General features: G+C 51.6%; 21 protein-coding genes and 2 tRNA genes. 13 read left to right on the forward strand and 10 right to left on the reverse strand.

Features of this window, described 5'->3' with window-relative positions:
- From PUV54_RS11295 to PUV54_RS11325, 7 genes are all read left to right on the forward strand, one after another.
- Complete coding sequence (locus PUV54_RS11295; RefSeq protein ID WP_274492343.1) at positions 1–489, forward strand: MarR family winged helix-turn-helix transcriptional regulator; 489 nt, start codon at positions 1–3, stop codon at positions 487–489.
- A 309-nt stretch (positions 490–798) separates the two neighbouring features.
- Positions 799–1,980 (forward strand): tyrosine-type recombinase/integrase, encoded by a 1,182-nt coding sequence (locus PUV54_RS11300; protein WP_274492344.1) that lies wholly within the window; start codon positions 799–801, stop codon positions 1,978–1,980.
- Positions 1,981–2,114: 134 nt separating this feature from the next.
- On the forward strand, positions 2,115–3,074 hold the full coding sequence (locus PUV54_RS11305) for a hypothetical protein (RefSeq protein ID WP_274492345.1): 960 nt from the start codon (positions 2,115–2,117) through the stop codon (positions 3,072–3,074).
- A 226-nt stretch (positions 3,075–3,300) separates the two neighbouring features.
- On the forward strand, positions 3,301–3,519 hold the full coding sequence (locus tag PUV54_RS11310; protein ID WP_274492346.1) for a helix-turn-helix domain-containing protein: 219 nt from the start codon (positions 3,301–3,303) through the stop codon (positions 3,517–3,519).
- 47 nt (positions 3,520–3,566) lie between these two features.
- Positions 3,567–3,743: a hypothetical protein gene (locus PUV54_RS11315; RefSeq protein WP_274492347.1), complete on the forward strand. Its 177-nt coding sequence runs from the start codon at positions 3,567–3,569 to the stop codon at positions 3,741–3,743.
- Between the two features lie 212 nt (positions 3,744–3,955).
- The gene (locus tag PUV54_RS11320; RefSeq protein WP_274492348.1) at positions 3,956–4,384 is read left to right on the forward strand and encodes a helix-turn-helix domain-containing protein; all 429 of its coding nucleotides are present in this window, start codon (positions 3,956–3,958) and stop codon (positions 4,382–4,384) included.
- Positions 4,385–4,859: 475 nt separating this feature from the next.
- The gene (locus PUV54_RS11325) at positions 4,860–5,444 is read left to right on the forward strand and encodes a hypothetical protein (protein ID WP_274492349.1); all 585 of its coding nucleotides are present in this window, start codon (positions 4,860–4,862) and stop codon (positions 5,442–5,444) included.
- Positions 5,445–5,547: 103 nt separating this feature from the next.
- Here the strand turns inward: PUV54_RS11325 and PUV54_RS11330 are convergent, their stop codons facing one another.
- Complete coding sequence (locus PUV54_RS11330) at positions 5,548–6,333, reverse strand: alpha-2,3-sialyltransferase (protein ID WP_274492350.1); 786 nt, start codon at positions 6,331–6,333, stop codon at positions 5,548–5,550.
- Between the two features lie 346 nt (positions 6,334–6,679).
- On the opposite strand from PUV54_RS11330, the gene PUV54_RS11335 reads away from it, so the two are divergent.
- The gene (locus PUV54_RS11335; protein ID WP_274492351.1) at positions 6,680–7,969 is read left to right on the forward strand and encodes a glycosyltransferase family 4 protein; all 1,290 of its coding nucleotides are present in this window, start codon (positions 6,680–6,682) and stop codon (positions 7,967–7,969) included.
- Here the strand turns inward: PUV54_RS11335 and PUV54_RS11340 are convergent.
- Positions 7,966–9,222, reverse strand: coding sequence for a leucine-rich repeat domain-containing protein (locus tag PUV54_RS11340; RefSeq protein WP_274492352.1), 1,257 nt, complete (start codon positions 9,220–9,222; stop codon positions 7,966–7,968). The genes PUV54_RS11335 and PUV54_RS11340 overlap by 4 nt on opposite strands.
- Positions 9,219–10,427, reverse strand: coding sequence for a DegT/DnrJ/EryC1/StrS family aminotransferase (locus tag PUV54_RS11345; protein ID WP_274492353.1), 1,209 nt, complete (start codon positions 10,425–10,427; stop codon positions 9,219–9,221). Before PUV54_RS11345 ends, PUV54_RS11340 begins: the two co-directional genes overlap by 4 nt.
- A gap of 227 nt (positions 10,428–10,654) precedes the next feature.
- On the opposite strand from PUV54_RS11345, the gene PUV54_RS11350 reads away from it, so the two are divergent.
- Both PUV54_RS11350 and PUV54_RS11355 read left to right on the forward strand, forming a co-directional pair.
- Entirely contained in the window at positions 10,655–11,908 is a 1,254-nt protein-coding gene (locus PUV54_RS11350; protein ID WP_274492354.1) for a Y-family DNA polymerase, read from the forward strand.
- A complete protein-coding gene (locus PUV54_RS11355; protein ID WP_274492355.1) occupies positions 11,905–12,159 on the forward strand; it encodes a hypothetical protein in 255 nt (84 codons plus the stop codon). Before PUV54_RS11350 ends, PUV54_RS11355 begins: the two co-directional genes overlap by 4 nt.
- Before the next feature lie 68 nt (positions 12,160–12,227).
- Here PUV54_RS11355 and PUV54_RS11360 read toward each other — a convergent pair whose 3' ends face one another.
- The 7 genes from PUV54_RS11360 to PUV54_RS11390 form a co-directional block, all read right to left on the reverse strand.
- The gene (locus tag PUV54_RS11360; RefSeq protein WP_274492356.1) at positions 12,228–12,923 is read right to left on the reverse strand and encodes an HIRAN domain-containing protein; all 696 of its coding nucleotides are present in this window, start codon (positions 12,921–12,923) and stop codon (positions 12,228–12,230) included.
- A 5-nt stretch (positions 12,924–12,928) separates the two neighbouring features.
- On the reverse strand, positions 12,929–13,846 hold the full coding sequence (locus PUV54_RS11365; RefSeq protein ID WP_274492357.1) for a HipA domain-containing protein: 918 nt from the start codon (positions 13,844–13,846) through the stop codon (positions 12,929–12,931).
- A gap of 158 nt (positions 13,847–14,004) precedes the next feature.
- Positions 14,005–14,080: transfer RNA gene (locus tag PUV54_RS11370), tRNA-Asn, on the reverse strand.
- A gap of 309 nt (positions 14,081–14,389) precedes the next feature.
- Entirely contained in the window at positions 14,390–17,602 is a 3,213-nt protein-coding gene (locus tag PUV54_RS11375; RefSeq protein WP_274492358.1) for an efflux RND transporter permease subunit, read from the reverse strand.
- On the reverse strand, positions 17,599–18,807 hold the full coding sequence (locus PUV54_RS11380; protein ID WP_274492359.1) for an efflux RND transporter periplasmic adaptor subunit: 1,209 nt from the start codon (positions 18,805–18,807) through the stop codon (positions 17,599–17,601). Before PUV54_RS11380 ends, PUV54_RS11375 begins: the two co-directional genes overlap by 4 nt.
- Positions 18,808–18,816: 9 nt before the next feature.
- Positions 18,817–20,271 carry an efflux transporter outer membrane subunit gene (locus PUV54_RS11385; protein ID WP_274492360.1) on the reverse strand — a complete coding sequence of 485 codons (1,455 nt, stop codon included), beginning with the start codon at positions 20,269–20,271 and terminating at the stop codon, positions 18,817–18,819.
- Positions 20,272–20,542: 271 nt separating this feature from the next.
- Positions 20,543–20,616, reverse strand: a tRNA-Cys gene (locus PUV54_RS11390).
- A 167-nt stretch (positions 20,617–20,783) separates the two neighbouring features.
- On the opposite strand from PUV54_RS11390, the gene PUV54_RS11395 reads away from it, so the two are divergent.
- From PUV54_RS11395 to PUV54_RS11405, 3 genes are all read left to right on the forward strand, one after another.
- Positions 20,784–21,437 carry a protein-L-isoaspartate O-methyltransferase family protein gene (locus PUV54_RS11395; protein WP_274492361.1) on the forward strand — a complete coding sequence of 218 codons (654 nt, stop codon included), beginning with the start codon at positions 20,784–20,786 and terminating at the stop codon, positions 21,435–21,437.
- Between the two features lie 129 nt (positions 21,438–21,566).
- Positions 21,567–22,886: a TolC family outer membrane protein gene (locus PUV54_RS11400; protein ID WP_274492362.1), complete on the forward strand. Its 1,320-nt coding sequence runs from the start codon at positions 21,567–21,569 to the stop codon at positions 22,884–22,886.
- A 110-nt stretch (positions 22,887–22,996) separates the two neighbouring features.
- Positions 22,997–23,494 (forward strand): DUF2497 domain-containing protein, encoded by a 498-nt coding sequence (locus tag PUV54_RS11405; protein WP_274492363.1) that lies wholly within the window; start codon positions 22,997–22,999, stop codon positions 23,492–23,494.
- Positions 23,495–23,505: the final 11 nt, after the last annotated feature.

Here is a 23,505-nt window from a genome sequence, read left to right on the forward strand (position 1 = left end):
ATGTCAGAACGTCTCGATGTTGCTCTTATCTCTTTGCGGCAAATCCTGCGCGCCACGGAAATAAGTTCGCGCGCATTGGCGAAAGCGTGTGGTTTGACGCCATCGCAACTGATTATGCTACAGGTGCTGGAAAAAGAGGGCGGTGCAGCGACTCCCAGCCTGATTGCGAAAGAATTATCGCTCTCACAAGCAACGGTAACCTCGCTGATCGATAAGCTTGAGCACCGTCAAATCGTTCGGCGCAATAAGGATGAGCAGGACAAGCGTCGCGTGCTGGTGGAGTTGACCGATCAGGGACAGGCCACGCTTGCGAACGCACCAAGCATCTTGCAACAACGATTTGAGCGGGGCTTTGAAAAACTGGAAAATTGGGAGCAGTCATTTCTGGTCGCCGCGCTGGAGAGGACGGCGATGCTGCTGGAAGCAGAGGACATAGACGCCGCGCCGGTTCTTGATGTCGGTGGGATCAACACAGTCTCGGATGAATGAGTAGCGTTCGACTTTTTTCTATTTTCGATAAAACAGACCTAGCCCCCAGCTAAATTGAGGGATGTAAAACGCACAAGTTTTTATGAAAAAAATGGCTCCCCGAACTGGACTCGAACCAGTGACCCGCTGATTAACAGTCTCAGGTTTTGTGATTTACCCAGATAGACACCGATGCCTGCGGTGGATAAATAGCAGGAAAAACAGCTACTAACATATATTGATATTCCTCGCGATGCCCCCAAATTGGTAGCGTAGTGGTAGCTCAGAGGCGGGCCAACGCCAAAGCTACCAAATTCGGGAGGCGATGCGGTGGCCGGAAAAATCACGAAAAGACGCGTTGATGCAGCCAAGCCGGACGAGACGCTTTGGGATAGTGTGCTGCCGGGGTTTGGTTTGCGCGTATTCGCCAGCGGCGCCCGATCATATGTCCTGAAATACCGGCGCGGTAGCGTCCAGCGGTGGTTCACCATCGGGCGGCATGGCGTCTGGACGCCAGAACAGGCCCGCAAGGAAGCCAAGCGGTTGATCGGACGCATTGAGGAGGGCGCGGACCCGGCGCGCGACAAGGCTTTGGATCGGAATGCGGAGACGCTGGAGGCATTTGCCGAGCGCTATCTGGAGGATTACTCACGCGCTTTCAAGAAGCCATCATCTGCGGGCGACGACGCAGCAAACCTCAAAAACCACATCATCCCGGCGCTAGGGCGGCTGAACCTCAAAGACATTACGCGTTCAGACATCAAGGATTTTCACCTGAGCATGAAAGCGACGCCCTACGCCGCGAACCGCTGCCGCGCTTTGTTATCTCATATGTTCAAAAAGGCGGAGGCGTGGGGCGTCCGCCCGGATGGTTCGAACCCCACCTTGCACGTTGAGAAATTCAAGGAAAAATCCCGGGACCGGCATTTGTCGGCGAGGGAATTGCGGCGCCTTGGCCGCGTCATGCGTGTTCTCGATAAGTCCGAGCGGTGGCCGTACGAAGTCGCTGCCATCCGTTTACTTTTGTTTACCGGTGCGCGCCTCAATGAAATCCTGTCTCTGCGTTGGGAGCATGTTGATTTTCAGGCGCGCCTGTTACGGCTCCCCGATTCCAAAACTGGGGAAAAGACAATTGCATTGGCGGCGCCGGCGCTGGAGTTGCTTTCCAATCTGCCGCGGCAGGACAAGAACCCGCATGTAATCTGTGGGCGCAAGAAGGGCGCGCATCTTGTCAATCTGCAAAAGCCGTGGCGGCGCATACGTAAGGCGGCTTTGCTCGATGATGTGCGCCTGCATGATTTGCGGCATTCCTTCGCGTCTGTCGCCGCCGCGGGCGGTCAATCGCTGCCCCTGATTGGCTCATTGCTGGGCCACAAACAGCCGCAAACAACGCAGCGTTATGCACATTTCGCGGACGATCCGCGCCTCACCGCCGCGGACGCCACCGCGAATGCAATTTTCGCTAATCTAGGCGGAAAGTCAGGGGAAATCGTTGCCCTGAAAAAGGCGTGATTGCACCTCTTTTTATAGATTACGTCAGCCGTTCTAGCTGCTATTTTTCTCAGGTGAATCTGCCTGTATTTTTTTATTTAGGTAAATCGCCTTCATGAACGAGCGCATTACTCATAATCGGGAACTCAGAATAATTGCCAGTTAATGAACGCACATTCGTACCGACTCATATCGTTGATCTCGCGAACGAGGACGAACAACTCAAAAACACACTTTTTGAGTGGCTTAAGGGAGCCGACAACTGGTACAGTAGGAAACTTAATGCGCTAAATCCAGACCATCCACAATTCGCCGTATATACTACGCATAAAGAATATTATAACGCCTTAGAACTGCGACTTAAGGGCAATCATCAGTCTTCCTATAAGGCATTATTAGCGGACCTAATCTCTCATCTTGATAAACCAAAATCAGAAAGTGAGATCAATAACGCTAAGGCGGCTGTAATTATATGTGCCTTGGGCATTTACTTGCAATTCAAACGGTATCAAGACTTAATTGAGAACAAACAAGACGACAGAAAAAAATTCACGTATGAACTAAAAAAAATTGAACGACGCTATGCAAAGCTACTGTCAGACTACAACAAATTATTAACAGCATATGCTGAAACAATTCGAATTCCCAAAGATCAGCTAAATCGATTGACGCCGTACCGTGCTTTTCCCTTTGAGCGCTTGAAGGATATGTATTCGAATCCGAGGGGTGCCCAGAAGGATGAACGACTAAGAATTGTTGTTGAATATGCGGCTGAAATGTTTGGTGCATACTCAACTAAATCGTTGAAGACAAAAGGCGGAAGTTTTGAAAGATTTGCACAATATATGATGCATCTCGTAACGGAATCTCCGGTAAAAGAAACAGGGCTCCAAAAAACAATCACTCGGCTAAAATCGGATAAAGACTATAGAGCGGAAGTTGCTGAGGTTAATCGAGTTTGGGAGCAAAATGAGCAATCCCGTAAAGATAAATTAGCTGCGGCTGGTTTTGACGTTGATGAGCGTGACACTGCCAATAAATCATACTTTGATGAGAAAACAGGACTGCGGTTGAGACCTATCTCAAAGCCGTCTGTATCAAGATTTAAATCATAGCTCATTTAAATCATCTCAGGTCTACGTAGTTTTACTATTTGTCTTGGGCGATTTCTGAGAACATTTTTCAGAAGAGGTCTTCAAATATCATATTAAATGGAACATTCGGGTAGGTAACTTAAAGGCGCGAAATGTTTCGCGAATTAGGTGAGTTTTCCTATGAAGTGACCTGTTCAACTATCCTGTGGATCCGGCGCGAACCCAAGGCAACATGGAGATTGATAAGTTGAACCTAGCATCCGAATACCCATCGCTTTTGAATACAGAACAAGCAGCGCGTTATCTTGGCGTCTCTGCCTCGTTTCTCGCCAAAGCGCGTGTGAATGGAAGTCCGTCAATTCCGTTTACGCGAATCGGTGTGGCCGTCCGCTACCGGAAATCCGATCTGGACGCATTCATTGACGAAAATATGAAAACAACCACCAGCGAGCCAAAGGCCGCATAAGAAAACGGCCCGCCGCGTGAACGGCAGGGCCAGAGGAAATTATCACAATGACTGAGTTTAAGAATCCGCGACGCGGAAACAATACCCCTTTATCTGAAATCAGCCTCGCGGCTGCATTCAGGCTTCACTTAATTCGCGAGCGCTTCGGCATCGACAGCCCCACAGCGCGCGCCATCTGTGAAATTGCTTTCAGCGCCCTTGGCGATGGAGGGCGCTATGACTAAGCCCACCACCGCACAACGAAACCCGATCCGCGCCATTCGGCGTCATTGTCTCAACTGTTCTGGTGGGAGCCCTATCGCGGTTAAAGAATGCCCGTCCGCAACCTGCGCCCTCTGGGCTTTCAGGATGGGCGAAAACCCGTACCGCGCCCCAGCCACCAAAAAACAAAAAGCGCAAGCCCTGAAAAATCTCAGCGCAGCGCGGGCGGCGCGCAATGCCGTCACATAACAAAACTGGCCGATCAAAAAAGCTTGGCCAATTTGTTCCCATAACCAACCCAATGGCGAAATCCGCGGCATGGCGCTCCCTAAGCGGTGGGGCTGTGAAGGTCTATGTCGAGTTGCACTCCCGATATAACGGGAGAAATAACGGCGACCTAAGCCTATCTTATGCTGATGCTGCAGCTCTTTTACAGCTAGGGAAATCCACCATCAAACGTGCCTTCGACGAACTCACCGAGAAAGGGTTTATTATCCCTATGCGCAAAGGGCATTTTTACGGACGCCGCGCCGCAACCTGGGCTGTCACGGATCGATCAATTGACCTTCCTAAGCACGCCATGGCGACAAATGCATGGAGAGAATGGAAACCGGCATCGCAAAAATTAATATCCGGTACCGAGGCGGAACGCAAAGCCGCATAGCGTTCCATTTGAGGACTGAAAAAATGAATCGCTGCGGCTTTGGTTCCGCTGGGGTACTCGTCGGCGCCAGTTTCCGGATTTTTGCGTACCGTTTGAGGACTACCTATAGAGTCTACCATACGCTGCGGCGTTCTTTGGGGCCTGACAAAATCGGAGCGTAAGGCGCGCGGCGCGGGGGCCATCCCAGAGCCCGAGCGCCAGCGCGCCGCCTCAGATGCGGAATGTTATTCCTAATCGGGGGGGGGAGAGCGTGAGCATATACGCCGCACAATAGCCACCGCACCGGCGATCACTCACAATATTTCGTATCTGCAATTCAAATTTTGGGGGGATGATCGTTTTTTGATCTTGTTCGACGTTGACCGGACGAAACTCCACGAATGAGCTAAACGCTCTCAAAAAGCTTGCGCATCAGCAAAGCACTCTTTTATCGAGCGGGAAAATTCAGGTTAATCACTTGATTTCGAGAATATAAATGGGCGGATGGGGAAGCGGTGGCGGACGTAACGCCACAAAACTGACTTCTTTGCGCAGGATCGACCTAGCCGATTTGCGGCGGCTCAACATGCTGCGTGAGATTGGCCCGCGCCTGTTTTACTGGTCACGCAATGGCGAGCGCGTCGCCTCGGTCGGAGTTGAATACCGGCGATCCTGCCTCGTGCTCGATTATCGGGTGAGAAATAGAGGCGAGGATTGGGTGCATATTCGTGAGGAAATCCCCCTCGCGCGTACAGAACAAAAATTTGGCGGAGAACGGCTGTGGTTGGTTTGTCTGACATGCCGCTGCCGCTGCCGGACTATATTCGCAGGCGATTATTTCCGCTGCCGGAAATGTTACCGGGCCACCTATCCCAGCCAATATGAGGATGCCGACAGTCGGCTCATTTCGCGCGCTGAGGACGTACGCATCAAGCTGGGCGCCTCCGGAAGTATGGATGAGCCCTTCCCCAGAAAACCAAAATGGATGCGATGGAAAACCTACCACCGCCTCTCACGCAAGGATGAAATCGCGAGCGAGAGATTTTGGAATATGCTGGGCGAGCTGGATGAGCGGTTTTAGAGCACCATAAAAAAACACGGAACATCATATTTGTTGAAAACATGTGAGGCAATGTGGATCAATTTGCCCGCAATTATCGCAACAACCACAGCTTATCATCTCCTTAGACCATTTTACCTTCAACCAGAGGCGATTGTGGCAGAAAATGCATTAGAGGAGAGACACGCGAAGCATTGTAAATCAAGGTTTTTGGAAACTGAGTAAGAATTGCTTCAAGAAAAATTAAATCGCGATTTCTTGCATGCGCGCCCTGCTGATATCCAGGAAGATAGTGCCGCTTATCAACTTTGCCCTTTACACGTTCAGGGTACTCGTAGGAGTAGCGTCGAGTCTTATCGACATACAAGTCTGCCCCTATGAGGTGAATTTCTTTAAAACCAAGTACGGCTGCCGCTGCGAGCGTCCTGAAACCTTCAGAAGGTAATGGCCTACCCATCATTTCCCGCCCAAGAACGGGATTCAACGCGATGATCGCATAATGATCGGAAGCGGGTGTGAATAGCTGATTGTAGAGAGCGATCTTTTCCAAGTCTTGGTCTTCACGACGGAAAATGAACGGTGTGAAAAAGGCGTCAATTTGGTAGCCCTTCACTTCAATAGCGTTCTGCAATTCGTCGTAAAATACGTCTTGGTCAATGCATCCAAAATAGCCGTCGATCTTTTTACCAAAGTGAGGGTCCGACTCAAAGAAAAACGTATTCATCCGGAACGTAACGCCGCGACCGATGACAAAATCCGGATTGATCTCAAGACTGGTTGGGCCCGGGCAAATGATAAAGCATGGCTCGTCACGGCGAGCGTGAAGGCTCGCCGAGACAGGATCAGCCTCTATACTAAACTGGCTATACAATTTACTGGGAAACAAGTCGGGTGCTGTAATCTTGCGCATTGATGTTTTTTCAGTCCATATTTTTAAAGCCGTTCGCTGGATTATGAGGCGGTGGCAATGAAGGAGTAGCGAACATTACAGACGGCCACGGTTCGTTTTTGAACAAAATATTCCCCGATGGGGACGTGGGGCAACCCTTGTCCCTAATCAATTTGATGCTGCGCTAGGAAATCTGATAGTGACTCAGAGATATGATGTGCAATTTTACATCAATAGTCTATGGTCGAATCCTTTTGTGCGCTTTGTAGTCGCGTTAGCGTTTCGGTCTCTTCAAGGTGCCGCATAACTAAGGTGACAGAAAAGGGTGTGATCCAACATCCATCAATACACCCACTAGAAGACCATGATGAATAACGAAGACGAGAAAACTCAATCGCATGATGCCGAATCCTATCACCGGGATCTCGGTTCAGCACGATGCCGAATACAAGAATTAGAACAAAGAATTCGAAATATAACTAAAGAACGGGATGCTTTACGCAATTCGACTTCATTCAGAATTGGTCAGACACTGATGAAACCGCTTGCCGTGATCCGGCAAGCCTTATTTGTTAGAAAGCCGGTTGAGAAACAGCCAGTAGAGGTCAAGCCTCCCCCCCAGAAGAGAGCCGGGACAATAGATGTCTTGGTCCTTTGTCACGATAACTCCAAGTTATCTGGAGCTCCGGTGCCGGCAATAAGCTACTTTCGTGAGATGAAGCTACGGAATGAATCGGTACGTTTGATCGTGTTGAAGGAGTGGGAACCATCTTTAGATACCGTAAAGCCCTTTCCACCTGCGAAGAGGGTTATCGTTAATTCAATCGCTTCGTTGCAGTGGAAGGCTGTACGCGTATTGTTAGAATCCAATTGCGATAATGTTGCGTTATATTTGCATGAAACCGCTTGGACAATTCAAAAATTTGAAAAACAGTGCCCAGAAGGAATGGCAACATTGCGGAGGATTGCAGCAAGGCTGCATGTATTAGCTGTGTCCAAAGCACAAAAGGAGTACCTCGAAAACCTACTCCCTGTACGCCGGACAACTATAGTCCGAAACATAACACCAAACGCAAATCTTGACCCTTGCCAAGTTCGCCCTAGTGGCTTGGTTGATATAAATCCATCAATCATCATGGTTGGAACCATTCAGGCTCGCAAGGGTGCTAAATTGTTTTCTGAAATTGCAGACATGGCAAAGAAGCGCGGCTATATATGGCGCTTCAAGTGGGTAGGGCACGAAATAGAACCCAATCTCTATCTTTCTCCGAATGTCGATTGGTTGGGTGTTTGCACAGGCGAGGCTCTGACTTCCATATACAAAGAGGCCTCGCTTTTTTTACTTTCCTCGGTAGATGATCCGCTTCCATTAGCGGTCCATGAAGCAATGAGTTACGGCGTTAACGTCGTTTGCTATCGAGGCGTGGGAACAGCTGAAGTCATAGGGGAATTACCAAGCTCCTTCATCTTTGATAATTACACGGTGGATGAAGCTATTGAGGCAATCAAGAAGGCACTGGCCACCTCGTATAGCGGAATCGATGTCTTTAACACCGTCAAACCTTTTATTGACCAGAAGCTTTTTGCAGATGTCGTTAATAAAGCCATTGGGCACGTGCCCAGTTCCAATCATGACGGAGAAAATAAAATCTGTTAATCGTTTTGCCGATCAAAACTTATACTGTCGCCGAACAAATGGCGCGATGCCATAGGTATAGTGGATAAATCAAGTTGAGGATTTTTGGTTGCGTCGATGCGGCGTAATTTTGGAAGCTCGTGAAGCCGATGTGGCAAAGCTTTCAGTGCTGTCATTCGAATTCCGAGTTCTCTCAAATTTTGAAACCCATACGAAATCGCATCGATGTTCGTTATTGGATTAGCGCTAATCGTCAATATTTCAAGTTTTGGAAGCTCTGCTAAACTTGCATCAAGTTGCGTCAATAAATTTCTATAAAATGTAACCCCGCGGAGTGATGTCATCTCTCTCATCCATGGGGGCACACTAGAAATTGTGTTCTTTGCCAAGTTTAGAGTGTGGAGCTGTTCTAATCCTGATATGACAGAGGGTATTTCTTTGAGTGAGCACGCTGCTGCAACCAACTGTTGTAAGTCGTTCAAACGACGCAGCTCAGTAAAATCGTATATAGGGTTTCCAGTGATGTTTAATTTGGCAATTGACGGCGGGAGGTTTTCCGGCAGATCGGTGAGCCCCGCATTTTCAATTGACAAACTTTCCAAGCGCCTCAAAGAGCTAACCAAACCGAAGACTTTACTAACATGTTGTGGGGTAAGGCCCTCAAGTAAGCTTCTTGGGTAAGCTCTGCCATCGGTAAACGAAAGAGAGCGACAATAGCCAAGGTGGTCACATTCAATTCTGGGCGGCTTCGATAGAAGCTGGCACAAGTCATCAATTTCTTGTTCCACGCGAATGGAATTCAAATTCCCGCTGACATGCTGAATTACAGAGTCTTTTGTTGTTGCTACTAATTCATTCGTTACCAGTTTATCGAACCATTCGCTAAAATGGACCTCCCATTGACCACGAAGAGGCGTGTCAACCAGAAGTGGCGTATGTGTAGCGCATCCCCTAGCCCGAAGCATCGAGACCGCTTCGTTAGCAACTGGATGATCTGATGCATTCGGGACTCGATAATCGCCCGTAACGCAAACAGCAAATCGCGTCTTATTAGCTTTTCTATCGCGTAGCCATTCTTCCACATTTGAAGGCATGCGTTCTTCATTCACAATGGGGAAGACAATCAACTCAATATCGACATCCCTGTGATCATCGGTGCACTCGAACGACACTTCAGTGATCGATACCTGGTCAATATTTGACCGTCGGCTAGCGATATTGAAAATCAGCCTACTACTGCGATTGTCCCAATGTCTAAATCTTATAGAAATCATCGCCGTACATCGGCTCCTGAAGACATGTTTTCAGAGATTATTTGCGTGAGGGCATAAATGACATCATCAACATCATCTTGAGTCATGGAAGAGGAAAGAGGGAGAGAAATGATCTGCTCAGATAGTTTTCGCGCTATGGGCAAAGAGTCTGGGCTCATGCCCAGTGTGCCTTGATAAAATGGTTGTAGGTGTGTTGATTGGAAATGAACGCCGCTGCCAATGTTGTTTTTTCTGAGCGCGAGAATCATCTCGTCACGTGTAATGCCTAACGCATCACAGTCCATTCGTACGATATATAGATTATATGCAGATTTTCGATCATCGCGCTGAATTAGCGGCTCAACTCCTTTGATACCTTTCAGCTTATGGTCATAAACAGCAGCGAGTTTGCGACGTACCTCGATGCAATGCGGAAGCCTACGAAGTTGATGTATGCCGATTGATGCAAGAATATCCGGCATACCATACTTGAGTCCTGGCTCGACAAGGCGCCAGTGCAATTCGCCCGTACAATATCGGCGCCAAGAATCATTAACTACGCCATGCTGACTTAATATACGGACGCGATCAGCGTAGCGTGAATCACTTGTCGTAAACATTCCACCTTCCCCACAAGTGATATTTTTCGTGGCATGAAAGCTAAAGCAGCAATTTCGCCCTTTGCCGCCAATCATTTCGCCTTTGTAATCTGCTCCAAGTGCGTGGGCGGAATCTTCGATAATCGGTATGCCGTGCTTTAAAGAAATCTGTATCAATTCGTCCATGTCACATGGCTGTCCCGCCATATGTACAGGAATGATCGCTTTGGTACGTTTTGAAATTTTTTGCTCTACTTGTTCAATATCTAGGTTCAGCGTATCCGGATCTATATCTGCGAAGATTGGGCGGGCACCTGAGTGCCAAATCATATTTGATGTTGCGGGCCAGCTAATTGGCGTAGTAATTACCTCATCCTCTCTATTGCCACTCTCGCCGATACCCAACGCAAGCATCGACAGATGAAGCGCAGCTGTACAGGAGCTAAGCGCCACGGCGTATTCAGAACCGAGTAGGTCGCAAATAGCAGATTCAAACTCGCTGGATCTTGGGCCTGTTGCTAGCCAACCACTGCGTAAACAACGTACAACTTCCTCTATCTCTTCCTCGCCTATTTGAGGCGATGTAAGAGGCAAAAAGGTATTTCGCCGTGCTGAAATTTCTTTCATCTAACTATGCACCTTAAACGCCGAGCACATCAGCAGCACTCAACTCACGCTCCTCAATTAGGACGAGTGCATGAACCATCATCCATCTCTCCAATAAAACAGTTCCCCGCCAGAAAGCTGCGAATTAAGCTGTAAAGTGTCAATTCGTTTTGAGTATTGACTCTGTCGTTCTCTTTTTGTTCTAATCAGCCCCCGAGCCATATGGCCCGGCTGTATGGGGACGGCCAGTGCGTAAACCGGAGACGATAGAGCGCCTATACCTCGACTTTGACGGCTTTTTTGCGTCTGTCATGCAGCAGGCGTTTCCGGCCCTTCGCGGGCACCCGGTTGGCGTCATTCCGTTTGAAACGGACAAGGCGAAATATACGACCGTCATCGCCTGCAGCAAGGAAGCGAAGGCGCAAGGCGTTCAAAACGTCATGCGCACGCCGGACGCGCAAGCGCTTTGCCCGGACATTGTTCTTGTCATGCAGCGGCCCGATTTATTCAGGCGCGCGCATAACGCTTTGCTTAACGAAATCTCATGCGAAATCCCTATCGACACAGCGAAGTCGATTGATGAGCTGACGTGCAAACTCGGGAAGCGTGACATTGTTGATCCGCAAGGGTTGGCGGCGCGTCTTAAAAAACGCATTGCTGAAAATGTCGGTCCGCATATTACTTGCTCAATCGGATTTGCCGCTAATCGGTTGCTCGCTAAGCTAGCCTGTAAAATGGATAAGCCAAACGGTGTAACAATCTGGGAGCCCGAGGGCGCGCTTCAGTATTTATCGGCGCTGCCGTTATCCGAAATTTCCGGCATTGGCGGGCGCATGGAAAAACGCCTGAACAACGCGGGCATTTACACCACCGCACAGTTAACAGCGACACAGCCGAAACAGATGCGCGCCTTATGGGGCAACGTAAACGGCGAACGTATGTGGTACGGCCTTCATGGCTACGACATACAGGCGCAGCCGACCGGGCGCGGCATGTACGGGCATGGGCGCGTTTTGCCGCCGGAGCTTCGAAAACTTGATAAGGCGAGAGATACGGCACGGCTCTTGTTGACGAAAGCAGCACGGCGAATGCGGCGCGATTTCTTCTATGCGAACAAGCTTTGGTTATGGCTGGACCTTCGCGAAGGCGGTTGGTTCGGGCAGCGGGATTTGCCTTGCGTCAATGACGATCAGGCCATTTTAGCTGCGCTATCGCATCTATGGGACAAGGCGGCTTTTGAGTTGCCGCGGCGGCATGAAATCGTTCGCGCTGGCGTCACGCTTCTGGACCTGATGCCTGCGGACGGACGCCAGCTCGATCTGTTTTTGAATGACGACCGCGACCGCCAGCGTTGGGAGCGCATTACGTTTTCAATCGACGCGCTCAATCGGAAATTTGGCAAGCGGGTTGTTTCAGTAGGGCCGTGGAAGCCACCGCCGGGTGGATATGCGGGCGGCAAGATTGCTTACACACGCATTCCTTCAGCGGAGGATTTCTGGTGAGCTGGCTTGATGACATGCACCTGCGCGATTTGGACGATAGCCAGGCGATTGAAGCGACGTGCAATAAGTGCCTGCATACTTGGCTGCAAAGTCCGGTGCAGTTGCTTTTGAAAGTTGACCACCGTGACGTCACGCTTGCCGAAGTCTCGCGTGAACTGAAATGCCGCCGCCCGCACTGCGGTCATTGCGGTGCCCAAATTTCGTTAGTCAGGAATGAAGATACAAGCGGATTCGTTGGCGGAATGCCGTAAAAGGGTCTTAGAAGGGGGAGTGTTTTGAGGAGCCGATTTGCGCAACGTCTGACTAACTATTTGTGGGACTACTCTAACTCAAAAAATACGTGCGCAACTGGCTTATCCTTAGAACCATTAATAGATTCGAGATATGCTGTCACAGTATAATTTTTTAAAATTTGGTTGAGCATAGGTGCACGTAGCCTATTCACATATCCGCACAACTGATTGCGAAGGAAAATGCCGACAGCATTTGGGTCGTATTTATTTTGTGGTTCGTGCCGAAATTCCACCTGGCTATGGAGGATTTGACCAGTAAGATTCTTTGCATAGTAATGGTAACCCACTACTTCGTGAAAATACTGGCAACCTTTAGAAGCAGATTCCAACGTATCAATTATTGAATACCCATCGCTTGCTAATCGTGCTTCGGTATACCCAAGCATTGCGAAAGTGCTGATATTCACATCAGGATTAATACGGAACTGAGCTAAATATTTTTCGTAGTCAGGACGGTCTCGACGTGGCAGGCGTTTGCTTAAAACGTCAAATATTCGCTGAGGTTCGCTGCTGTTCCCTCGGTCATTCCCGAAAAGAACATCAAAACCTTCATTTAGTGCTAGTGAGAAATCTTCGGTATCGCTTAGCCATCTGAAAAGTATTTTATCGCGCTGCCGCTCAAAAATTCCCACAGGAAAATGACGGCGAGACTTGCGCGTATCGACTGGCTTCCAAGCAAGGATCAACTTAGAAGGCTCACAGATTTTTGTAATTAGGCGCATAGGTTCTACTGAAGACACTCCAATAACATAGCGGCTCGTTTATCGACGATTGAACTTACTAGTACGGCTCTCTCGCGGGAAAAGTATGGCTCAACTTTAAAATCAGGCAGTACGGCAAGGGTTTGTTCAAAACAAGCACGCTTTGAGTTTGCTATCCGGTAAATTTCTTCACCGGTTTTTGAGTACAGGTTGAGTAGTTCACTGATTACGTCAAAGTGGCCTTGTGTTTGATTCTTTTCATCACCAGTCATGTGGTGACAGCCTTTAGATACATAGGCTTCAATATCAACGTTGGATATATTATTTTCGGAAAATTCATAGCCTAAGCTAGTTCCATTGTCGAATATTGGCGATAAGCGGTACCGTGCATCTGATAGATCACCAACTCGACGAAGTAAGCCCCAGTTCTCCGGGTGCCGATCAGTGTTTCCAATTAATGCATCAAAGGTAGCTGCCTGCGTCCACCACTCGAGTGGCCTTGTGCAGCCAGCTACGTCACAGGCTCGAATATTTGTCATTAGTGAGTGAGGCCGATCTTCTCTCTGTGCACCATAGGATGGTTCGTAAGCTGACAAGAGCGTATGTCCCGAAGTTAACTCTTGATAATATTTTTCGCGTGGCCGGTATCCGAACCATTCCACTAGAACTCCCGAATTTTGTTCTTCGGAATTGACTGCAAAATAGGCTCTCGGGACGACTATCTCACAATCCATACTTAATGCGTAAGCGAGAATTTCAGACCAAACTTGGTGACAGCGCCAGCCATAGGCAATTTTGTAAAGATAGCGACGATTAGGTCGTATGAACGATTGCGGGGATGTTTCTGGTGATACAAGTAGGCGTTTTGGTTTGGCGCCGACCGGATAAATCGACTCACATAACCAAGAAGAGACATCGATTATCTGATCTGGTTTCTGTAGCAAAACAAATTCAATTCTTGGTCACGTCATTCACTTGGAAAAGAATGACCGCATATCGTCATCTTATTTTTCAGTTGGTAGCTTGACGGTAGCCCATGCTTTCACGACTTCAGTAAGCATGGATGTTAGTCATTATTTTCGTTGTAAAAACAGTCATTTAATGGCTCCCCGAACTGGACTCGAACCAGTGACCCGCTGATTAACAGTCAGCTGCTCTACCAACTGAGCTATCGGGGATCGCCGTTGGAACGCGGGCTATAGCAAAGCCAGGTTACTGAATCCACACCAATTTGCCTGTCCGGCGATAATTTTTTGAGCGGTCAGCCGATGTTCGGCGCCGCTCGAACACAAATGTCACGAATCAGCACTAGAGGGCGAGAGTGTCGCGGATCGTGAGAGTTTCTAGACCCATAAAAGCGAGACGGCCGCGCTTGGGGGAAACGCGGCCGGTACTCACTGTCGTGGGGTATGGTGGGGTATCTTCTCGGGAGAAGACATTATTAAGGTCTCATCAAGATATTAACATAAGGTTAACGGTGGAGCCGCTTATTCAGCGGGCCTCCACAAGGGATTGTCCCGTTTCCTGCCGGAAAGGTCGGCGCCGTAGCGGTGGTCCGTCGCCCCTTGCGCGTCGGCATAATCACTTTCAGAGGATGCGCCTTCACCTAATTGAGGCTGTTTCTCACCGGTCCAAGCCCATCGATAGAAGCGGGCGATATCCGCGCCAACCGCATACATGGCCGGCACGAAAATCAGTGTCACGAACGTTGCGAAGAAGACGCCGAAGGCGAGGGCGACGATCGTCGGCTTGAGAAATTCAGCGTCGGTAGAGCGCTCGAACATTATGGGAAGAAGACCGACAAAGGTCGTGACGGAAGTCAGCATGATCGGACGGAAGCGGCCGACGCCAGCTTTTACGAGGGCTGAGAACGCGCCTTCGCCTTGCGCGCGGAGACGGTTTACATAGTCGATCAAAACCAGATTGTCGTTCACGACCACGCCTGCGGCGGCGCCGACGCCGAAGAAGGAGAATAACGCAAAGTCGAGACCAAACAGGAAATGACCGAAGGCCGCGCCCATATATCCAAACGGGATCGCCGTCATGATTAAGGCGGGCTGCCAGTAAGAGCTGAAGGCGATGGCCAGCAACATATACATGGCGAATAGAGCGACAGCATAAAGCGCCAGGAATTCGCTCATGAATTCGGCTTGTTCCTCTGCGTCGCCGCGCTGAACGACCGACGCCTCAGGGTGACGCCGTTGCCATTCCGGAATGAAGTCCCGGTTATAGCTTTGCATAATCGCTGAACGGTCAACGCCTTCGCGAAGTTCGGCCGTAACGCGGGCCGATCGCTGGCGATCCCGCCGTTCAATTCGTTTATAGCTCGGCGCGAATTTTGCGTCCGCAACCGCAGTCAGCGGAACCTCGCGTCCATCGGACGTGCGTATGCGCATGCGGTCAATCGTCGTGAGAGATTCGCGAGCGGACTTTGGGTAACGAACCATGACCCGAACGTCCTGTCCGCTTCGGGGCAGGCGCTGCACTTCCTCACCGAAGAACGCCTGCCGCACCTGTCCGGAAACGTCAGCAAGCGTGAGGCCAAAACGTTCCGCGCCGGGCTTTAGCTCAATCTGAAGCTCAGGCGTAGCGGACTGCAGGTTATTTCTAACATCGAATACGCCCGGTAAGGTGCGCAGATAGTTTTGAACGTCCACCGTAGCGAGGCGGAGCTCTTCCAGATCCTCGGCCTGTACGCCAAAGGAGAGATCCGGTCCGCCCTGGTTTTGGGTGAAGCCGATATTGATTTCTTCAGCATCCGGTATCGGTCCAAGCTCCTCCCGGAACATTTCTGCAACGTCTTTTGTCGATTCTTTTCGCTTGGTTGCTTCAACGATTGTTACATAAGACGTGATTTCACCTTCGTCGGCCGCAATGTAAATGGCGTCCACGTAATCTTCGTCACCAGCTTTTCCGAGCCTTTCTTTAAGGCTGTTTGCGGCGCGATCGACTTCAGCGAAAATTTGTTCTGTACGAGCGAATGAAGAACCTTCAGGCAGACGAACATTCAACGAAATAAAAGTGCCTTGTATTTCAGGCATGAATTTGAATGAGATCCAGCCTTGCGCCAGCAACGCCACCGCCACGGAAAAAGCGCCAACGAAACCGACAACAGTAAAATACCGGAATTTCAGTGCGGTCCGAATGATCGGGCGGTAAACCTTGTCAGCAACCGTAAGTATGCCTTCAGCAAAACCGCGCTGAAGCTGGTAATAAACGCCCTTCTTATTTTGCGGTTTCATGTGTGAAAGGTGCGCCGGCAGGATCAGGAAGGCTTCAACAAGTGAAAAAGTAAGCGCGTAAATAATCGTCAGGCTTATTTGCCGCGTAAACTGCGCAGCACCGCCGCCAATGAAAAGCCAAGGCGAGAATGCAATCATTGTGGTTAAAACGGCAAAGAACACCGGCTTGATCACAAGCTGGGTGCCAAGGACAGAAGCGTCAGCGCCAGTCGCGTTTCCTTCTTCAACCTGATTGTGGATGCTTTCTCCGACGATGATAGCGTCATCGACGACAACGCCAATGACAAGGAGGAAGCCAAAGATCGACAGGAAGTTTAATGACACGCCGGTCATCGGCATAAAAATAAATGCGCCTGCAAATGACACGGCGATGCCGACAGCGGTCCAGAAAGCGACAGCGGGCCGCAGGAACAACATTAAAATGATGAGCACAAGCAGGAGGCCGATAACAGCGTTCGAAGCAACCAGGTTTAATTGGCCGTTAAATGGTTCTGCCGCGTCAAACCAGATGTACAATTCAGCCTTGCCATCCAGTTCCTCGTTCTTTTCCTCGACCCATTCATTGATAGCTTTTGAAAGCGTCGTAACGTTTGACGTCTCAGGCGCCATGACGCCCATGCTGATCGAAGGCTTGCCGTTGAGCTGACGGATTTGACGCCGGTCTTCAAAACCATCGACAACGGTTGCAACATCGGAGACCCGGATAACTGAACCGTCAGGATTCTGGCGAACGACAATACGTTCGAATTCTTCCTCGGTATCGGCCAGCGCTCGGGCTGCGATTTGAAGGTTGCCTGTTTCGGTCCGCACCTGGCCGCCCGCGAGGTTGATCGAAGACCCGCGAATAGCGCGTGCAACATCGTCGAAGGTCAGATTATAGCGGCGCAACGCCTCTTCAGAGACCTCGATTGAAACTTCTTCACGCAATTCACCGAAAATGTTGACGATAGGGGAGCCGTTCGGGATTTGCGCCAGTTCATCGCGTAACTCGCGAGCCAACCTGTTAAGTTCTCGAGCGGGCAAGTCGCCATAGAGCCCCATAAACGCGCCGGGGTTACGGTTGCGCCACTGCGTTACGATAGGGGGAAAAGAATCCTGAGGCAGGTTTGATACGCCATCGACACGGTTTTTGACCTCGTTTAAAAAACGCGTGGTGTCGATATTATCGTCGCCTTCAACGTTTAATGAAGCACTTCCTTCCCGGGCTGTAGAGTCTACGTGGACGACGCCATCGATATTTGCGAGCGCCTCTTCGATCCGAAGAATAATTTGTTCTTCAACCTCTCTCGGCGAGGCGCCTGGCCAGGCGACGTTGATTGACGCCCCGGTAAATGCCGCTGAGGGATCAAGTTCCCGTTCCAGACTCATGAACGCAATGGCGCCCGCAACAAAACACGCGACCATCAACAAGTTTGCTGCGACGGAGTTCTTCGTCCACCAGGCAATCAATCCAGTCACAGGTTATCTCCCGAGGTGTTCTGGGCTGTGGAATTGGCGACGGGGCGCGACTCGTCATTTTCCATCGTCGGAGAAATCGAGTCGGGATCGGTCGGGGTGATCTTATCGCCTTCATCCGCGCCGCGTAGGGGCGAGGTGACGATGCGTTCGCCAGCATCTATGCCGCTCGCAATAGTAATCGTATCCCGGTCCGCAGAGACTATGTTCACGGTCCGCGCTTCAAGCTCATCTTCGTTGCTGATGACGTAGACGGTGTTTCTGCCGTAAAGCGCTGAGCGCGGCAGCACGATAGCGTCTTCGTAGGGCTTTCCTTCGATTGTGGCATCGACGAATAAGCCCATGGCCAGCGGCGTCCCGTCAGTTGCGGCGCCTTTACCATAGGGGTCGTCAACAACTGCGATGGCAAAAACCTGTCGCGTTGTCGGATCGATGGCGCCTTCGGTACGAGCGATGCGTCCGCTCCATTCGTGATTTTCGTTGGCGATAAAAGCTGTCATGTGTACTGCCGGACCCGGGTTTTCATCGGTTTCGGAAAACGCGAACGGCAGCCCAAGTTTCGCCAGATCATTGTCTGTCAGAGCCAGTCTGATCTCGGCGACGTCAGTTGAAAAAATTCTGCCGAGCTGCGCGCCCGGGGCCACATATTGGCCAATGCCGGCAATACGTTCTCTTACGCGGCCGTCGAATGGCGCTTTTATAGTTGTGCGTTCAAGGTTTAACTGCGCCGCCCTGTATTCCGCGCGCGCTTGTTCCAGTTGCGGAATGCGCAAAGCAAGCTCAGTCGGGTCCTCGTCAAGGCCAAGGTCTTCGTAGTCTCTGCGGGCAAGTGCTGATTCGGCTTGCTCTTGGGCAAGGCGTGCACGAGCTGCCGCCGCAGTTGCGCGATAAGGTGCGTCTTCAATTTTGATCAGGACATCGCCCTCTTGAAAAGCTCCGCCATTAACGAACGCATCCGATGTAGAGACAACCTGACCGGAAACTTGCGCCGTAAGCGCAATATCCGTTCGTGGGCGAACTTCACCTTGCGCCGATACGTCAAGGGTTACTGATTGCTCCTCTGCAATTGTGTAGAAGACGGTCGGCGGAGCCACTTCCGGCGCCTGACGTTCAAGGTCAGGGCGCATGGAGCCCATCACCGTGATCAAGGCGATAATACCGACAATACCGCCAGCTGTGCCTATGAGGGTGAAAAACTTGCGAAACATGGATACTACCTATTCCCCCGTAACGCTCGCCGATAACGCCGCGAGCTTTTCTTGCGTCAGGAAGTCCCCGCCGATCGCAAGATAAAGTTGAACCCGGTTGGAAACACGTTGCTGTTGCGCCTGGATGTATTGGCTCTCAGCAGAAATGCGTCGTGTCTGCGCATCGAGCAGGTTGAAGATTGTGGCTGCACCGCTGTTGTAACGGCGCTCCGTCAATTCCTCAGCCGCTGCCGCTTCTTCGTAAGCAAGGCGAAGCGCTTCTTCGCGCGTATCAAGAAGTGTTTCAGCGGCAATCGCATTCTCAGCTTCCTGATATGCAATGAGTGCTGTTTGCACATAACCGTAAAGTGACGCTTCGGCTGCGGCCCTTGCGCGCTTTGAGTTTGCAAGCAATCGGCCGCCCTGGAACAACGGCTGGAAGATGCCCGCCGCCATGTTGCCTGCGAGACGCCGTGGGTCAAGAAGGTCGGAGATGTCCGGACCGGACGTTCCCGAACGGGCTGACAAGGTCAGTTGCGGCAGCAGTTGTTTACGCGCCGCGCGCGAACGCAATCCTGCACTCTCCATGCGAGCCTCAGCAGCCACCAAATCCGGCCGACGGGTGAGGATTTCCAGCGGCGTGCCGGCGCCTGCAAGCGGCGGGAGGACAGGCAGGCTTTCAACTGCCTTAAGTTCCGCCGCCGGATAACGTCCGAGCAGTACTTCTAACGCTCTTGATGCTTCCAGCTCCAGCCTCTGGCGTAGCGCTAAGTTTGCCTGGCTTGATCCGAGTGCGGAACGCGAAAGCCGAACATCCAAACTTGATGATACGCCGCGATCATACCGGCGTTCGGTGACGCGCAGGTTGCGCTCACGAGCAACAGTATCACGTTCTGCAAGTTCTCTTTGCTGCCGCGCCTCAATAAGTGCAAACCACGCTTGCGCGACGCGGCCAGCGATTGAAAGTTGAGCGCCTGCAAGATCGGCTCTCGCCGCTGTCGCGTCTTTATAAGAAGCGCGTGTTTCGTCTGTCAGCCTGCCCCATACATCAAGCTCCCAGCTAAAGCTGCCGCCGACTGAAAAGTTATTGATGTAAAGCCTGCTGCTTTGGGCTGCACCCGTCCCGCCACCCGCTTGCGCCGCGGTCGTCGGGTCGGTTACGATTGCGCTTCGCTGTGCGCCGAAATTTGCCCCGATGGTTGGCAGTTGGTTCGAGAGTGTTATCCGAGCGCCGGCGCGGGCTTGCTCAAGGTTCGCCGCCGCCGCGCCAAGATCGTTATTGTTGGCGATGGCTTCGCTGATCAGGTCGCGTAATACCGCATCGTTAAACGACGCCACCCAGTCACCAGTCGGGGTTCCGCCAACTGTGCTGTCAGCCGTCCACTGATCCGGAACATCCGGAAACTGTACGTCGAGCAGTTCCTGATCCACGCTGGCGCATGAAGCCGCCATAAGTGCGAGAAGCGCTACGCCCCCAATTCGCATGGGATCCACTCCTTTTCTTTGTAACGGACCGTTAGGGCCCAAAAATCCGATATTCTTATCGTTGTTGATCATTTACTTGTCTTTTGTGTTCCAATTCCGCAAGCGCCAAGCGGCGGGCAGACGCGGACATGCGGTGAACAGCGTCTCCCCACGGGCCGTAGTCCTGAATACAAAGACATAGGCCGCTGAAAGTTTAGTGAATAAATGGTATCCAGACAGCTCTTTTCGAGGTCGAAAGAGCATAAAAGTTAAACAGATTCATAGTGTTGTTTGGAGGCCACGGCCGGAATCGAACCGGCGTACACGGCTTTGCAGGCCGCTGCGTCACCACTCCGCCACGTGGCCGGAACATGAACCTACCGATTTGTAAGGGGTGGTTCAGGAGCGAGCCGCCCTCATAGCGCGGCGTAAGCCTTTGGTCAAAGGCGTTATTAGCCGCATTTCGATCGCGTTGCACGGAACGGCGGCGGGCTGTATGCCCTCTCCATTCAACCGGCCTGAAGAGAGTTCTGATGGATTACAAGCTTGCGCGGATGCGAATGGTCGACAGCCAGGTACGGCCGAACGATGTCACCGACTTGAGGATTCAAACGGCGATGGAAAACACGCCGAGGGAGATATTCCTGCCCGTTGAACTCCGTGATCAGGCATATGTCGAGCGAGAGCTGAACTATGCTGATGGCCGGTCGATGATAACAGCGCGGGACTTGGCCAAGCTCATTGCAGTCTCAAAACCCAAGCATAACGATCTGACTTTAAACGCGGTTTGCGGCTCGGGCTATTCGACTGCCATTCTGGCGCAACTGGTTGAGATGGTTGTCGCTGTTGAGAGCGATGAAACGCTGGGTGCAGCGGCTCAAGAGCATCTCAACAAGCTCAATATCAACAATGCGGCGGTTATTAGCGGAGATCCTGTTAAAGGCGCTGCGGATCAAGGGCCGTTTGACCTGATATTCTTGGATATGGTCATTGAAAAACGTCCTCAGGAGCTATTGTCGCAACTGAAGGATGGGGGCCGCCTTGCGGCGATATTCCGGGATAATGGCGTTTCCAGCGGCGTGGTCTTTAAGCGTAGCGGCGACTCGATCGCTTCGGCCAAGTACTTTGACTCTTCTGCGAAAACGCCTTTGCCAGGCCTGAACGCTGAAAAAGCCTTCGTATTTTAACAGGATATTCACGCACTTAGTTGTTGAATCCCCTTGAAGATCGACACTGAGCGCTCAGATTATCGCCAGTTCTATGGGTTATGGCGGGATCGAAGAGCGGTTCATGTGTCAGAAATCGCGAGGGGTATAGTGCGTATTAAATCTTGTTTCGCATTTACGGCGGCGGCTCTTGCCATGGTGTCGATTGCATCAGGTGAGTCTCTACGGGATGCGCTAGCCCTTGCTTACGAAACCAACCCGACAATCCGTGCTGAACGGGCGCGTCTCGATGCAACGCGTGAAACGCGCGCGCAGGCATGGGCCGGCGCCTTGCCGCAGATTTCGGCGACGGGAGCATACAACAAAGTAGACAGTACGCAGACCTCTACAATTGCGCAGGATGCTAAGCTCGATACGTTGACGGCGGGCGTGACTGCCGAGCAGCCTATTTTCACAGGCTTCAGAAATTTTAACGCTATCAAACAGGCTGGCGCCCGCATTCGCGCTGGCGGTGCTCAGCTCGTTGCGACTGAGCAGCAGGTTTTGAGCGACGTCGCGACTGCGTATTTCAATGTCCAGCGCAATATGGCTGTGTACGAATTAAATAAACAGAATGTTGCAGTTTTGCTGCGTCAGAAAGACATGGCGCAGGCACGCTTTGACGTCGGTGAGATCACGAAAACCGACGTCGCGCAGGCCGACGCACGCCTGGCTGAAGCGCGCGCAAGGTTGTCAAATGCGCAAGGCGACCTTGCCGTGGCCCGTGCGGCTTACGCGCAACTTGTCGGGCGTATGCCTGGCGATCTTGAAACAGTGGAAACGCTGCCTGAGTTGCCTGAGTCGCTGGAAACCGCGCAGGCATTAGCCCGGAAATTCGCGCCATCGCTCGTCGGCGCGCAAGAGCAAGCTGAAGTTTCCCGCCGTCAGGTATCGATCGCCCGCGGCGCGTTGCTGCCGTCAGTATCACTGACCGCGGGCTACCAGTACGCCGAGGAACCGAATACTTTCATTGAGCAGAGCGAAGATTTATCCTTCGGCGCCAGGGCCAGCGTGCCTCTCTTTGCCGGCGGCGCGAATTATTCTCGCGTACGTGAAGCGAAGGCGTTGCACAGAAGCGATCGCGCGCGTGTCGCCGAAGCCGAACGGCTGGTGGATTCGCAAACTATATCCGCCTGGGAGCGTCTTGTGGCGGCGCGGGCTGTGACGATCTCGGCTGAGGCGTCTGTCGAGGCAAATCGTCTTGCGCTTGAGGGCGTGCGGCAGGAGGCGCTGGTCGGCACGCGCACCACTCTTGATGTGCTGAACGCAGAACAGGAGCTGTTGAATGCCGAAGTGTCGCTGGTCAGCGCGCGCCGGGATGCCCAGTCCGCCGCGTTCTCCTTGTTGGCGGCTGTAGGGGTGTTGACCCCGAGCGCTATCGGGATTGAGGCGGTTTCCGATAATAGCGCGCTGGATCTTTATGAGCGTTAAGATTCGGGTAATCTAAGCCTTGATAACTAAGGCGAAACGCCCGAGAACAGGTGCGCTGCGGCTCAGGCTGCAGGTTGTCTGTCAGCCCCGCTGAAGGGAAAATGATGTCCATGGAAAACGCCCAACCAGAGCCGAGCATGGAAGAAATTCTGGCCTCAATCCGCCGAATTATTTCTGAAGATGACGAGGATCAGGGCTCGACCACCTCAAACACGCCGTCGGCGCAGCCGGTGGCGGAGCATAAGCCGGAAGAGCCAGCAACCCCATTCACGCCGCAATCGAGCCAGGAAGCGGCGCCGGACGCGCCATCCGAGACGGCGCAATCAGACGACGAAGCAGAAACCAGGAACCAAACCGTGGCGGCAGTGATGGAAAATGATACCGAGGAAGATATTCTCGACCGCACGACGGCCGAAGTCGCATCGAGAGCCTTTCACAACCTTTCCCAGTCCGTCAGGGTTTCCGAAGGGCCCGGCAAGACGCTCGAGGACATCGTGACCGAGATGTTGAGGCCTATGGTAAAGGACTGGCTCGACGCTAACCTTCCCGCCATTGTCGAGGAAAAAGTCGAGGAAGAAGTACAACGCGTTGCCCGCCGACGCCGTTAGTTCTTTTTTTC

The organism is Hyphococcus flavus (genome assembly GCF_028748065.1).
Classification (GTDB): Bacteria; Pseudomonadota; Alphaproteobacteria; order Caulobacterales; family Parvularculaceae; genus Hyphococcus; species Hyphococcus flavus.